The organism is Salipiger sp. (genome assembly GCF_059781815.1).
The window spans coordinates 18,401-31,938 of record NZ_JBYNAH010000024.1 but is presented as its reverse complement, the minus strand read 5'-3'; the positions used below and the strand labels follow the sequence as shown (position 1 = coordinate 31,938).

Below are 13,538 nucleotides of genomic sequence, written 5' to 3'. Positions count from 1 at the left end.
CGGCCTGCGCGGGCGCCGCGGCGGCGTCGGTGCCGCCGGTGGTGGCCGAGGGCGCGGCGGCGGGCGTCGAGGCGGTGTCGCCCTCGACGGTCTCGACCGCGTTCGGGCCGGCCTGGTCCTGCAGCTGCTCTTCCGGGGGTGGGAAGAGCAGGAACCAGACGAGGATCACCACGAAGCTCAGACCGGTTGCGATGAGCAGGTTCTTGTTCTGATCGTCCATGCGAAGGCGCCGCCCTGTCCTTGGAAAAGTCACCGCCGGGTTCAACAGGCAGGACCCCCAAAGGTCAAGCCGATTCCGGGTGTGGGGCGGGTTTTGTGACCAGATACGCAACCGGACGCGGGCCTAGGCAGTGCCGGCGTTGCGCCCGATGTTCTGCGCTGCCGCGACCCGTTCGGCATAGCCGCGGGCCCAGTCGGCGAGCTGGTCGGCGGGCATCGGCCGCGCGATGCCGAAGCCCTGGACGTGGTCGCAGCCGAGCTGCGCGAGCAGAGCATGCTCGGCCACGCTCTCGACGCCCTCGGCCACGGTCTCGAGGCCGAGCCGGTCGGCAAGGCCGAGCACAGCCGCGAGCATGCGGCGCTGTTCCTCGTCGCGGTCGACCCGGGTGACGAAGCTGCGGTCGATCTTGAGCCGGTGCACCGCGAAGCGGCGCAGCGCGGTGATCGAGGCGTGACCGGTGCCGAAATCGTCGAGATCGATCTGGCAGCCGAGCTGCGACAGCGCGGTGATGTTGCGCGCGACGACCCCTTCCGGCGCGTCGGCGATCACCGTCTCGAGCACCTCGACCCCGAGCCGCGAGGCCGGCAGGCCGAAGCGGTCGAGCTCCCATTTGAGCCGCGTCACCAGACGGGGATTGCGCAGCTCGGCATCGGAAAAGTTCACGCTGACCCGGGGGATGGCGAGGCCTGCCTCGTCCCAGCGGCGCAGGGCCGAGAGGCTGTGGTCGAGCATCACCTCGCTCAGCCGGTCGAGCTGGCCGGCCTCTTCGAGCGCGGTGAGAAACTCGTCCGGGGGGACGATGCCGCGTTCCGGATGCAGCCAGCGCGCCAGCGCCTCGACGCCGCTGATGGTGCCGGTCGAGGTGCAGAGCTGGGGCTGGAACCATGGCCGGATCTGCCCCTTGGCGAGCGCCCGCTCGACCTCTTCCAGAAGCGTCTTGCGGGCGCGGCGCTGCACGCGCATGCTTTCCGACCAGGCCCGCACCGCCGAGGGTCCGTTCGACAGCGCTTCGGTGAGGGCGGTGGCGGCGGCGTCGATCAGTTGCGCGCCCCCGGCATGGCTCCGCAGCCGTGCCGAGGCGCAGAAGCCGATGGTGACCGAGAGGAAATGTGTCCCGCCCTCGGTTTCCGCCGGTTCCTCAAGCGCGCGCTGCATGCGCTCGGCCATCAGGAGCAGCGCCTCGAGATCGAGCCGCAGCGCCGGCGAGAGCAGCACCATGAAGCGCGAGTCGCCGGTCCGCGCCACCCGGTCGCCGCGGCGCAGCTGGCCGCGCAGCCTTTGCAGCAGGCTCTCGCGCAGCTCCTGCGCGACGCCGTCGCCGGCACGGCGGCGGATCGCGTCGAGCCCCTCTGCCTCGAGCAGAAAACACGCGGTGCCGAGCTTGGCCGCGCTCGCGCGGACGATCATGCGGTCGGCCAGCGCCTCGGCGGTGGCGGTGTCGATGAGGTCGGGCAGCGGGCGATCGGGATCGAGCGCGCCGGGCGTGTCCTGCCCGGCCAGCGCGTAGATCACCGGCAGGCCGATGGCGATGGCGATCAGCATGACCTCGCCGCCGATCCAGAACCCCGCCAGGGTCAGCGCCGGCAGGAAGGCCAGCATGTGGCTGCCGTGAAGCCAGCGCGCGACCCGCGCGTGGTGCCGCGCCAGCGCGGCCCGAAGCTTCGGTCTCATGGCCAGCCTCCCTCTTGCCGTTGACGGCGGGGGCAGGACTAGCGCACGGAGGTAACTCCGGACTTAACGCAAATCGGGAATATCCGGGTCCGCGGCGCTTTTCCCCGCCACATCGCGCATCAGCCCGGCGAAATCGAACAGCTTGGGATCGAGCATGTGCGAGGGGCGGATGTTCATCAGCGAGCGGAACATCACCTGGCGGCGGCCGGGGCTGTTCTTTTCCCACTGGTCGAGGATCTGCTTCACCTGCTGGCGCTGCAGCCCGTCCTGGCTGCCGCAGAGATCGCAGGGGATGATCGGGTAATTCATCGCGCGGGCGAACTGTTCGCAATCGACCTCGGCCACATGCGCTAGCGGGCGGTAGACGAAGAGATCGCCCTCCTCATTGACCAGCTTCGGCGGCATGGTCGCGAGGCGACCGCCGTGGAACAGGTTCATGAAGAAGGTCTCGAGGATATCGTCGCGGTGATGGCCCAGCACCACCGCCGAGCAGCCCTCTTCGCGGGCGATGCGGTAGAGGTTGCCGCGGCGCAGCCGCGAGCAGAGCGCGCAATAGGTGCGGCCCTGCGGCACCTTGTCGACGACGATGGAATAGGTGTCCTGGTACTCGATTCGGTGCGGCACCTGCATGTCCTCAAGGAACTTCGGCAGCACCGTCGCGGGAAAGCCCGGCTGGCCCTGATCGAGGTTGCAGGCCAGCAGCTCGACCGGCAGCAGGCCGCGCCATTTCAGCTCGTGCAGTACCGCGAGCAAGGTGTAGCTGTCCTTGCCGCCCGAGAGGCAGACCAGCCATTTCGGCAGGCTGCCATCGTCGCGGCGTTCGACCATGCCGTACTGTTCCACCGCCTCGCGCGCGTGTTGCACGATGCGCTTGCGCAGCTTCTTGAACTCGGTGCTCTTGGGAGCGCCGTAGAACAGCGGGTGAATATCGTCGGCTTCGTCGAACATGGCAGGCAGATACGGTCTCGGGGGCGCCTGGGCAAGCGCGGGCTTCGGAATCAGGGGCGGTGCGTGTCGTGGTGCCGGCAGCGCGGTTCGGGGACGTTGTCGATTCCCGAGCCGCCCCACGGGTGGCAGCGCAGGATGCGGCGTGCGGCGAGCCAGCTGCCCTTGACCGCGCCGTGCTTTTCCAGCGCCTCCATGGCATAGGCCGAGCAGGTCGGCTGAAATCGGCAGCCGTGCCCGACCCAGGGCGAAAAGACCAGCCGGTAGAATCGCACCGGCAAGGCCACGATATGGGCCAGCGGGCTCATTTCGCGGGGCCGTGGATCTTGCGCAGGGCGTATTCCAGATCCTTGATCAGCAGGTCGAACGGGCGCTCGGCAGTGGCGTCGCGGCGGCCAATCAGCACGTAATCCCAGCCCGGCACGCCCTTTGTGGGCAGGGTGAGCCGCGCGACCTCGCGCATCCGGCGCTTGGCGCGGTTGCGGGCCACGGCATTGCCGACCTTCTTGGAACAGGTGAAGCCCACGCGCACCGTGTCCGAGCCGTCGCCGCGCTCGCGCGCCTGCACCAGCATCGCGTTGGCCGGCTGGCGCCGGGCGCGGGCAGCGGCGAGGAACTCGGGCCGCTTGCGCAGGGTTTCGATCCGGGCTTGGGTGTCTTCGCTCATATCGGTGCCTTCAGATCACGACGAAAAGCCGCTTCGGAAAGATCCGAAGCGGCTTTTCTGTCGATCCATGCGTCCCGCTTCGCCATAAGCGAAGCGTGCGGCTCAGGCGCTGAGCTGCTTGCGGCCGCGGGCGCGGCGCGCATTCAGGACCTTGCGGCCCGCCTTGGTTGCCATGCGGGCGCGGAAGCCGTGACGGCGCTTGCGAACCAGGTTCGACGGCTGAAAGGTGCGTTTCATCGCGCTCTACTCCGTTTCTCGGGCAGCCCGGGACGGATTCGCCGGGCCATGTCATTCGAAGCCCGTCCTATAGGGAGGTGAGGGCCGCATGTCAAACCTCTATCGTGCCGGTCTGCAACATTCCGGCGCGGGGCCGGGCGGGGGCCTCGCCATATGTTACAGTTTGGGCGCTGGGAGGTCAAAACCCCGGCTTTCCCGTCACCCGCGATCAAGGCGGCGTGAGAGGGCTGTTGCGATGCGACCGCCTGACGCATCTTGGGTGCCATGACCGACACGCACCATACCCGAGAGGCTGACATGGCCGAGACGCCGAAGCGCAGCCTGACCCGCCACCTGCCGCTGGCGATCATCCTGATCGTCGCCGTCACCGGCTTCTTCACGCTGCGCGATTACCTCAGCTTCGACACGCTGAGCGACAATCGCGAGGCGCTGCTGGCCCTGCGCGACCAGCATTACCTGCTGATCGCGGGGGGATTCGTGCTGGCCTACATCGCCATCGTCGCCTTCTCGCTGCCCGGTGCGGCGGTGGCCTCGGTCACCGGGGGCTTTCTCTTCGGGCTCGGTGCCGGCACCGTGTTCAACGTGCTGGCCGCCACCGTGGGCGCGGTGCTGATCTTCCTCGCTGCCCGTGCCGGGCTTGGCGCTGCGCTGGCCGAGAAGATGGACGCCTCCGACGGCAAGCTCTCGCGCCTGCGCGAGCGGCTGCGCGAGAACGAGATCAGCGTGATGTTCCTCCTCCGGCTGGTGCCGGTGGTGCCGTTCTTCGTCGCCAACCTGCTGCCGGCGCTGGTCGGCGTGCACTTCCGCAACTTCGTGCTGACCACCGCCTTGGGAATCATCCCCGGCGCGCTGGTCTTCACCTCCATCGGTGTCGGCGTGGGCGAGGTCTTCGACCGCGGCGAGGCGCCGGACCTGAGCCTGCTCTGGGCGCCGCAGATCCTCCTCCCGCTTTTGGGCCTTGCGGCGCTGGCGGCACTGCCGATGGTGTTCAAGGCGGTGCGCGGCAAGACCGAGCTGTAAGGGGATAAACTTATGAAGACGGATCTTCTGGTGATCGGCGCGGGCTCTGGCGGGCTTTCCGTGGCTGCGGGCGCGGCGCAGATGGGCGCCTCGGTGGTGCTGCTCGAGCGCGGGGAGATGGGCGGAGACTGCCTGAATTACGGCTGCGTGCCCTCGAAGGCGCTGATTGCCAGTGCCGCGCGGGCCTCCTCGATGGCCCATGCCGTGCCCTTCGGCGTGGCCAGCGTGACGCCGCAGGTGGATTACGCCGCCGCGCAGACCCACGTGGCCGAGACCATCGCCCGGATCGAGCCGATGGACAGCCAACAGCGATTCGAGGGCTTTGGCGTCACGGTGATCCGCGAGCATGGCCGCTTCATCTCGCCCACCGAGGTGCAGGCCGGCGCGCATGTCATCTCGGCCCGGCGCATCGTCATCGCGACCGGCTCCTCTCCCTTCGTGCCGCCGATTCCAGGCCTGTCGGAGGTGCCCTACCTCACCAACGAGACGCTCTGGCAGCTGCGCGAGCAGCCCGAGCACCTCGTGATCATCGGCGGCGGGCCAATCGGGCTCGAGATGGCGCAGGCGCATCGCCGGCTGGGCAGCCGGGTGACGGTGATCGAAGCGCAGACCGCGCTCGGCCGCGAAGACCCCGAGATGGCCGCCATCGTGCTCGAGGAGCTGCGCGCCGAGGGCATCGAGATCCTCGAGGAGACGCAGGCCCAGCGGGTGCGCGGCAGCGCCGGGGCCATCGCGGTCGAGACCTCCAACGGTGAGATCCACGGCTCGCACCTTCTGGTGGCGGTGGGGCGCAAGGCCAATATCGACGGGCTCGGCCTCGACAAGGCGGGGATCGAGACCACCAAGACCGGCATCAAGATCGACGAGGGGCTGCGCACGACCAACCGGCGCGTCTATGCAATCGGCGACGCCGCGGGCGGGCTGCAGTTCACCCATGTGGCGGGCTATCACGGCGGGCTGATCGTGCGGAACGCGCTTTTCGGCCTGCCGATCAAGGTCAGGCCCGAGATCCTGCCGCGCGCCACCTACACCGCGCCCGAATTGGCGCAGGTCGGCCTGACCGAGGCCGAGGCGCGGGTCACATATGGCGACAGGCTCGAGGTCGTGCGGCTGCCCTACCAGCACAATGACCGCGCCATCGCGCAGCGCCAGACCACCGGGCTGCTCAAGGTGATGGTGGTCAAGGGGCGCCCCGTGGGGGCCTCGATCGCCGGTGCGCAGGCGGGCGAACTGATCGGGCTCTGGGCGCTGGCGATCGGCTCGAAACTCAAGATGAGCGCCATTGCAGGGATGGTTGTGCCCTATCCCACCATCGCGGAGCTTAACAAACGCGTTGCGGGAACCTATTTCTCTCCCCGTCTGTTTGAAAACGAAACAGTGAAAAGAATTGTAAGACTGGTGCAGCGCTGGCTGCCCTGACGGGACAAGCAGTAGTTTCGATGCTCAACTCACTTTCCGGCCGCTTCCTGATTCTCACGACGGTGTTCGTGATGCTGGCCGAGGTGTTGATCTTCGTGCCGTCCGTCGCCCGCTTCCGCGCCGACTATCTCACCGACCGTCTCGAGCGTGCGCAGATCGCCTCGCTGGCGCTGCTCGCCGATGACATGCTCGATCCCGATCTCGAGCGCGAGCTGCTGGCCAATGCCGGGGTCTACAACGTTGCCCTGCAGCGCAACGCCACGCGCGAGCTGATGCTGTCGTCGGAGGTGCCGGGGCCGGTGGCCGAGAGCTTTGACCTGCGCGAGGCCGGGCCGGTCACCTTGATGCACGACGCCATCGCGCGGCTGCTGAGCCCCGAGCCCGAGGTTATCCGGGTGTTGGGCTACCCGTCGCAACAGGCGGGCCAGCTCATCGAGATCACCATGGAGGCCGGGCCGCTGCGCAGTGCGATGCTCGATTACGGTCTGCGCATCCTGATGCTCTCGGCGGTGATCTCGGTGATCACCGCGCTGCTGCTGTTCCTCGCGGTGCGGCGGCTGCTGGTGCGCCCGATCAAGGGCGTGGTCGGCCACATGATCCGCTTCGCCGAGGCGCCCGAGGATGCGCGCCGGATCATCAAGCCCTCGGCAAGCGTCAAGGAGCTGCGCGAGGCCGAGGAGGCGCTGCAATCGCTGCAGACCCAGCTCGCGGCGAGCTTGCGGCAGAAGGAGCGCCTGGCGCAGCTCGGCGGCGCGGTGGCGCGGGTGAGCCACGACCTGCGCAACATCCTCACCTCGGCGCAGCTTTTCACCGACCGTATCGAGATGTCGGAGGATCCTTCCGTCAAGCGCATGGCGCCGAAGCTGGTGGGCTCGATCACGCGGGCGGTCTCGCTCTGCGAGAACACGCTGGCCTTTGGCCGTGCCGAGGAGCCGGCGCCGGTGCTGACGCAGTTCAATCTTGCCGAGCTGGTCAACGAGGTGCTCGAGGCCGAACGGCTGGCGATCGACGAACATGATGTGAGCCTGTCCGAGGACATCCCCGCCACGCTGCAGATTCGCGGCGACCCGGAGCAGGTCTACCGCATCATCGGCAATCTGGTGCGCAACGCGCGGCAGGCGATCACCGGCACCGGCCAGCCGGGCGAGATCAACGTCGCGGCCTGGGCGGGCGATACCGAATGGGTGATCGAGGTCACCGATACAGGCCCCGGCCTGCCGCCCAAGGCGCGCGAACACCTGTTCCAGCCGTTCCAGGGCGGTGTGCGCAAGGGCGGAGCGGGTCTCGGCCTTGCCATCGTCGCCGAACTGGTGCGCAACCACGGCGGCATGCTGAAGCTGGCGCGCTCGGACGAGAGCGGAACCTGCTTCGAAATCCGCCTGCCGATGGGAGAAATGGGCTGATCGACATTTCTTCAAAAAACCCCCTTGCGCATCTCCGCGGGTAAGTCTAAACCCCGCCTCCACGGACCGATAGCTCAGCTGGATAGAGTACTTGACTACGAATCAAGGGGTCGGGGGTTCGAATCCTCCTCGGTCCGCCAGTTTCCGGAAAGCCCGCTGCATAGCGCAGGGGGCTTTCTTATTTTCTACCCGGAAAATGAATGGCTTGAGGTGCATCGCTGGCTGCGCTGGAGCGGGCGGGCAGGGGCCACGCCCTGCCCTGAATGGGGCGCTTACTCCGCCGCCGCAGGCTTCGGGACGTCGCTGCGCAGCATGCGCCAGCCCATCATGCCGAACAGGATCGTCACCAGCGGGTTGAGGATGTTGAAGAAGGCGAAGGGCAGGTAATTGACCGTCGCCACGCCCAGCGTCGCCGCCATGTAGGCGCCGCAGCTGTTCCACGGCACCAGCGCGCTGGTCACGGTGGCCGAGTCGCCCACCGCGCGCGACAGCACCACCGGCGCCAGCCCCATCTTGCGGAAGGCGCGCTGGAACAGTTTTCCGGGCAGCACGATGGCGATGTACTGGTCCGAAGCGAGGATGTTGGTCCCGAGCGCCGCCGCCACCAGCGCGCCGATCAGCTTGCCGGTGGTGTTGGCGGCCTTCAGCACCGGCGCCAGCACCCGGTCGAGCGCGCCGATCTTGTCGACCACGCCGCCGAAGGACAGCGCGCTGAGAATCAGCCAGATGGTGATCAGCATGCTTTCCATGCCGCCCCGGCTCAGCAACTGGTCGAGCCCCGGCGAGCCGGTGTCGGAGACGAAGCCCGAGGCCAGCGCCGTCCACACGCCCTTGATCATCTGCAATGCGTGCGGAAGGCTTGGGTCGTCGGCCGCGGCGGCGACGCTGGCGGGGCTGATGATCACCGCGACGATGCCGCCCGCGAGCGCGCCCACGAAGATCGTCAGGAAGGGCGGCACCCGCGCCACGGCAAGCCCCAACACGAGAATCAGCGGCACGAAGGGGATGAAGCCCACGTTGAAATTCGCCGCCAGCCCCTCGGTGATGGCGCTGGCGTCGAACTCGCCCGGCGCGCCGAGCAGCCAGAAGGCCACGAGGCAGACCAGCAGGGTGGGGACCGAGGTCCACAGCGTCTCGACGATGTGGTCGTAGAGCTTGGCCCCGGCGGCAGCGGTGGCAAGGTTGGTGGCGTCCGAAAGGGGCGAGGACTTGTCGCCGAAATAGGCCCCCGAGATGATCGCGCCCGCGGTGATCGCGGGGTTGAGGCCCATCTGCGCGGCGACCCCCATCAGGCCGATGCCGATGGTGCCCGCCACCGTCCACGAACTGCCGATGACCAGCGCCGTGGCGGCGCAGATCAGCACCACGGTGAAATAGAAATAGTCGGGGGACAGGATCTGCAGCCCCCAGTAGACCATCGCCACCAGCGTGCCGCTCATCGCCCAGGTGCCGATCAGGGCGCCGACCGCCAGCAGGATGAACAGCGCCGTCAGCCCGGTATTGACGCTGGCGATGGCCGCCTCGCGCATCTCGTCGAAGCTGTGGCCGCAGCGCAGCCCCACCATCGCGGCGATCACCGCCGCCAGCATCAGCGCGATCTGGTTGGCCCCGAGCGCCGCCTCGTCGCCGTAAAGCCCGTAGGCGGCGGCAAGCATTCCCACCAGGGCGACGATGGGCACCAGCGCCCATGCCATGGTCGGGGCGCGAGGCTCCGGGCGGTCTTGAGCGGGCATCTGTGGGTCGGTCACGGCGTCGGTCTCCGTCTTCTCTTGCACTCCGTTCAGCGGTCTTCTGCGAGTCTGCTGGCCCGGAACGTGGCGCGCGGTCTGCGCCGGTCGAAAATGTGGTCTGTTGCGAGTCTATCGACAGTTCTGGCTGCCTGACCATGGTCTCGGTCAAGTTCCGAGATCCCCAACCCTTTGGCGTGGCCGCTCAGTACCGCCTTTTGTCTATCAAGCTCAGTAAATTAGCGCCCGGGCGCGCTCTTTCTGGTACAACTCAAGGGAGATTCGGGCGTTTACCAGACGTCAACTTTTCATTTATCATGATAAATTGACCTAGATCATGTCGGTGTTCAGATTGGAGAGGTTAAATGCATTCAGAATTAATGATGATTCTATCCCCCAAGACACAACCAGAAAGGTAGGACGATGTCGAAGTTCCGGTTCCCCACCGCCTTCACCATTCTCTTCGTCCTGATCGCAGTTGTCGCAGCACTAACCTGGGTCATCCCCGCCGGTGAATATCTCCGTGAGATGAACGAGGGTCTCGGAGCCATGGCTCCCGTGCCCGGCACGTACGAACAGGTCGAACCCAACCCGCAAGGTATCGTATCCGTGATCCTTGCTCCCATCGCAGGCATGTACGATCCCGGCCTGCTCGGATCCGCCTCAAGCGCAGCCATCGACGTGGCCTTCTTCGTGCTGATCATCGGCGGGTTCCTGATGGTCGTCACCAAGACTGGCGCGATCGACGCCGGCATCGGTGCCCTGCTCAAGAAGCTCGAGGGCAAAGAGCATCTGATGATTCCGATCCTGATGCTCGCCTTTGCCTTTGGCGGCACGAGCTACGGCATGGCCGAGGAAACCCTCGCCTTCTATGCCCTGATCATCCCCGTGTTCATCCGCGCTGGCTATGACTCGCTGACAGGTGTCGCCGTGATCATGCTCGGCGCCGGCATCGGGACGCTGGGCTCCACCTTCAACGCCTTCGCCACCGTGGTGGCCTCGCAGGGCGCCGGCATTCCCTTCACCTCGGGCATCGTGCTCCGTGTCGTGATCCTCGCCGCCTCGCTTGCCGCCGGTATCTTCTACGTGATGCGCTACGCCGCCCGCGTCAAAGCCGACCCCTCCAAGTCCGTGGTCGCCGACATGGCCGTCGTCAACCGCAGCCACTTCCTCAAGGCCTCTGCCGAGGGCGACGCCCTGCCGTCCCTGAGCGGTGTGCGCGCCGCGATCCTGGCCCTCTTCGGTCTGACCTTCGTGGTGATGATCTACGGCGTGGTCGCGCTCGACTGGTGGATGGGCGAAATGGCCGGCCTGTTCCTGGCAATGTCCATCGTCGTGTGGTTCGTGTCGAAGTTCGACAAGGGCACCTCCATGGACGAGAAGACCTTCGTCGACACCTTTGTCGAAGGCGCCCGTGACCTGCTTGGCGTTGCCCTGATCATCGGTGTGGCCCGCGGTGTCGTGGTCATCATGGATGCCGGCCGCATCACCGACACCATCCTGCACTCGGCAGAAGGCGTGGTCTCCGGTCTCAGCGAGTTCCTCTTCATCAACGTGATGTTCGGAATCCAGCTCCTGATGTCCTTCCTCGTCCCGTCCTCCTCCGGCCTTGCCACCCTGACCATGCCGATCATGGCCCCGATGGCAGACTTCGCAGGCGTCGGTCGTGACCTGGTCGTCACCGCCTACCAATCGGCAAACGGTCTCGTGAACCTGTTCAACCCGACCTTCGCCGTCGTCATGGGTGGCCTTGCCATCGGACGGGTCTCCTATGACCGCTGGCTGCGCTTCGTGCTGCCGCTGGTGATCGTCCTGGCCGTGATCATCATGGCTCTCCTCAGCGTCGGCGCCGTGATCAGCTGACCTGACCAGACCAACCCGGCGGCCGCGAAGGCCGTGGCCGCCGACCCCGATCTTTCTAATTCTACGGAGAAATTAAGATGGAATTTGGTGTTCATTCCGAAGTTGGAAAACTCCGCAAGGTCATGGTCTCGCGCCCCTCGCTCGCCCATGAACGTCTGACCCCCCGCAACTGCCAGGAACTGCTCTACGATGATGTGCTCTGGGTCGAGCAGGCCCGTATCGATCACGCCGATTTCGTCAGCAAGATGAGGGCCCGCGGCGTCGAGGTGTTCGACATCCAGGACGTGCTGGCCGAGGCCTTCGACAAGACCGACGATGCCCGTCCCTTCATCCTCGACCGGCTCATCACGCCGAACCTCTGCGGCCCGGGCCTGACCCGCGACATGCGCCCCTGGCTCGACGACATGGCCCCGCGCGATCTTGCCCGCCAGCTGATGGGTGGCATCATCGTCAGCGACCTGCCCGACGAAGAAATGCGCCGCAAGGCCCGCATCACGCTCGCCCACACGGACTTCATCATCCCGGCCGTGCCCAACTCGCAGTTCCAACGCGACCCCTCTTGCTGGATCTACAACGGCGTCACGGTGAACCCGATGTTCTGGCCGGCCCGCCAGCCGGAAACCCTGTTCCAGCGCACGGTCTACAAGTTCCACCCGATGTTCCGCGACGCGGATTTCAAGATCTGGTGGGGCGACAGCGACGAGAACTTCCAGGCGGCTTCGGTCGAGGGTGGGGACGTCATGCCGATCGGCAACAAGACGGTCTTCATCGGCATGGGCGAGCGCACCACCCGCCAGGCGGTGACCCAGCTGGCTCAGACCCTGTTCGACCAGGGCGCCGTCGAACGCGTGGTGGCCTGCATCATGCCCAAGTCGCGCGCCGCGATGCACCTCGACACGGTGTTCTCCTGCCTCGACGTCGACAAGGTGACGGCCTTCATGGAAGTGGCGAACCAGATCCGTTGCTTCTCGGGCCGCAAGGGCGCCGACGGCAAGACCGAGATCTTCGAGGAAAAAGGCTCGATCTTCGACGTCTACAAGGACGTGATGGGCGTCGAGAACCTGCAGATCGTGGCCACCGGTGGCGATGACTTCCAGGCCGAACGCGAGCAATGGGACGATGGCAACAACGTCGTCGCGCTCGAGCCCGGCGTCGTGGTCGGCTACTCGCGCAACACCTTCACCAACAAGAAGCTGCGCGCCGCCGGTGTCGAAGTCATCGAGATCAACGGCCAGGAACTCGGCCGCGGTCGTGGGGGCGGTCACTGCATGACCTGCCCGCTGCTCCGCGATCCGGTCTGACCCAACCTTCCCAATCCCAATTCCTCAAACGCGAAAACCGCAATTCTCATATTTCAGGAGGCCGACATGGCTCTTAATCTCAGAGGCCGCAGCTATCTCAACATCGCAGACTTCTCGCAGCGCGAGATGCTCTACCTGCTCGACCTGGCCCGCGACCTGAAACGCGCCAAGTATTCCCGCTCCGAGAAAAAGGCGCTGAACGACAAGAACATCTGCCTGATCTTCGAAAAGACCTCGACACGCACCCGCTGCGCCTTCGAGGTGGCCGCCCACGACCAGGGCGCGCACATCACCTATCTCGATCCGTCGGGCAGCCAGATCGGCCACAAGGAATCGATGAAGGACACCGCCCGGGTGCTTGGCCGGATGTTCGACGCCATCGAGTTCCGCGGCTCCGGCCAGGACATGGTTCAGCAGCTCTCCGACTACTCGGGCGTGCCGGTCTATAACGGCCTGACCGACGACTGGCACCCGACCCAGATGCTCGCCGACATGCTGACCATGCTCGAGAACACCGACAAGCCGCGCAGCCAGATCGCCTATGCCTACCTTGGCGATGCCCGCAACAACATGGGCAACTCGCTGCTGCTGCTGGGCGCCATGATGGGCATGGACGTGCGGATGATCGCTCCGAAGGACAACCAGAACGAGCCCGAGATCATCGAGATGGCCGAAAAGTGGGCCGAAGAGACCGGCGCCCGCATCACCATCACCGATGACGTGAACGCGGTCGAAGGCGTGGACTTCATCCACACCGATGTCTGGGTGTCGATGGGCGAGCCTGCCGAGGTCTGGGAAGAGCGCATCAAGCTGCTCAAGCCCTATCAGGTCAACATGGACCTGATCAAAAAGGCCAAGAACAAGCAGGTCAAGTTCATGCACTGCCTGCCGGCCTTCCACAACACCGAGACCAAGGTTGGCGCCAGCATTGCCGAGAAGTTCGGCATCACCGAGCTGGAAGTGACCGAGGAAGTGTTCGAGAGCACGCTCAACATCGCGTTCGAGCAGGCCGAGAACCGCATGCACACCATCAAGGCCATTCTCGTGGCCACGCTGGGGGCATGA

12 protein-coding genes, 1 tRNA gene and 1 pseudogene are annotated in these 13,538 nt (G+C 66.1%); 7 read left to right on the top strand and 7 right to left on the bottom strand.

Features of this window, described 5'->3' with window-relative positions; all coding sequences use genetic code 11:
* From AC6RA4_RS04650 to rpmH, 6 genes and pseudogenes are all read right to left on the bottom strand, one after another.
* Positions 1–220 (bottom strand): annotated as a pseudogene (locus AC6RA4_RS04650) (membrane protein insertase YidC); the annotation flags it as partial.
* A 123-nt stretch (positions 221–343) separates the two neighbouring features.
* Positions 344–1,891, bottom strand: a complete 1,548-nt coding sequence (locus AC6RA4_RS04645) for an EAL domain-containing protein (protein ID WP_500157863.1) — start codon at positions 1,889–1,891, stop codon at positions 344–346.
* 63 nt (positions 1,892–1,954) lie between these two features.
* A complete protein-coding gene (gene ttcA / locus AC6RA4_RS04640; RefSeq protein WP_500157861.1) occupies positions 1,955–2,839 on the bottom strand; it encodes a tRNA 2-thiocytidine(32) synthetase TtcA in 885 nt (294 codons plus the stop codon).
* Positions 2,840–2,889: 50 nt separating this feature from the next.
* Positions 2,890–3,144, bottom strand: coding sequence for a membrane protein insertion efficiency factor YidD (yidD, locus tag AC6RA4_RS04635; RefSeq protein ID WP_500157859.1), 255 nt, complete (start codon positions 3,142–3,144; stop codon positions 2,890–2,892).
* Positions 3,141–3,503, bottom strand: a complete 363-nt coding sequence (gene rnpA, locus AC6RA4_RS04630; RefSeq protein WP_500157857.1) for a ribonuclease P protein component — start codon at positions 3,501–3,503, stop codon at positions 3,141–3,143. Before rnpA ends, yidD begins: the two co-directional genes overlap by 4 nt.
* A 102-nt stretch (positions 3,504–3,605) precedes the next feature.
* A complete protein-coding gene (rpmH, locus tag AC6RA4_RS04625; RefSeq protein WP_076623372.1) occupies positions 3,606–3,740 on the bottom strand; it encodes a 50S ribosomal protein L34 in 135 nt (44 codons plus the stop codon).
* A gap of 297 nt (positions 3,741–4,037) precedes the next feature.
* Here rpmH and AC6RA4_RS04620 point away from each other — a divergent pair, with 297 nt between their 5' ends.
* The 4 genes from AC6RA4_RS04620 (at position 4,038) to AC6RA4_RS04605 (ending at position 7,722) form a co-directional block, all read left to right on the top strand.
* Complete coding sequence (locus AC6RA4_RS04620) at positions 4,038–4,760, top strand: TVP38/TMEM64 family protein (protein WP_500157854.1); 723 nt, start codon at positions 4,038–4,040, stop codon at positions 4,758–4,760.
* Between the two features lie 12 nt (positions 4,761–4,772).
* Positions 4,773–6,179: a dihydrolipoyl dehydrogenase family protein gene (locus AC6RA4_RS04615; RefSeq protein ID WP_500157852.1), complete on the top strand. Its 1,407-nt coding sequence runs from the start codon at positions 4,773–4,775 to the stop codon at positions 6,177–6,179.
* A 20-nt stretch (positions 6,180–6,199) separates the two neighbouring features.
* On the top strand, positions 6,200–7,582 hold the full coding sequence (locus tag AC6RA4_RS04610) for a sensor histidine kinase (protein ID WP_500157850.1): 1,383 nt from the start codon (positions 6,200–6,202) through the stop codon (positions 7,580–7,582).
* A gap of 63 nt (positions 7,583–7,645) precedes the next feature.
* Positions 7,646–7,722 (top strand) — tRNA-Arg (locus AC6RA4_RS04605).
* Positions 7,723–7,854: 132 nt separating this feature from the next.
* On the opposite strand, the gene nhaC is transcribed toward AC6RA4_RS04605, so the two are convergent.
* Positions 7,855–9,330, bottom strand: a complete 1,476-nt coding sequence (gene nhaC / locus AC6RA4_RS04600; protein ID WP_500157848.1) for a Na+/H+ antiporter NhaC — start codon at positions 9,328–9,330, stop codon at positions 7,855–7,857.
* 402 nt (positions 9,331–9,732) lie between these two features.
* On the opposite strand from nhaC, the gene AC6RA4_RS04595 reads away from it, so the two are divergent.
* The 3 genes from AC6RA4_RS04595 (at position 9,733) to AC6RA4_RS04585 (ending at position 13,538) form a co-directional block, all read left to right on the top strand.
* Complete coding sequence (locus AC6RA4_RS04595) at positions 9,733–11,172, top strand: YfcC family protein (protein ID WP_500157846.1); 1,440 nt, start codon at positions 9,733–9,735, stop codon at positions 11,170–11,172.
* A gap of 77 nt (positions 11,173–11,249) precedes the next feature.
* Positions 11,250–12,473 (top strand): arginine deiminase, encoded by a 1,224-nt coding sequence (locus AC6RA4_RS04590; protein ID WP_500157844.1) that lies wholly within the window; start codon positions 11,250–11,252, stop codon positions 12,471–12,473.
* Between the two features lie 66 nt (positions 12,474–12,539).
* Positions 12,540–13,538: an ornithine carbamoyltransferase gene (locus AC6RA4_RS04585; RefSeq protein WP_500157842.1), complete on the top strand. Its 999-nt coding sequence runs from the start codon at positions 12,540–12,542 to the stop codon at positions 13,536–13,538.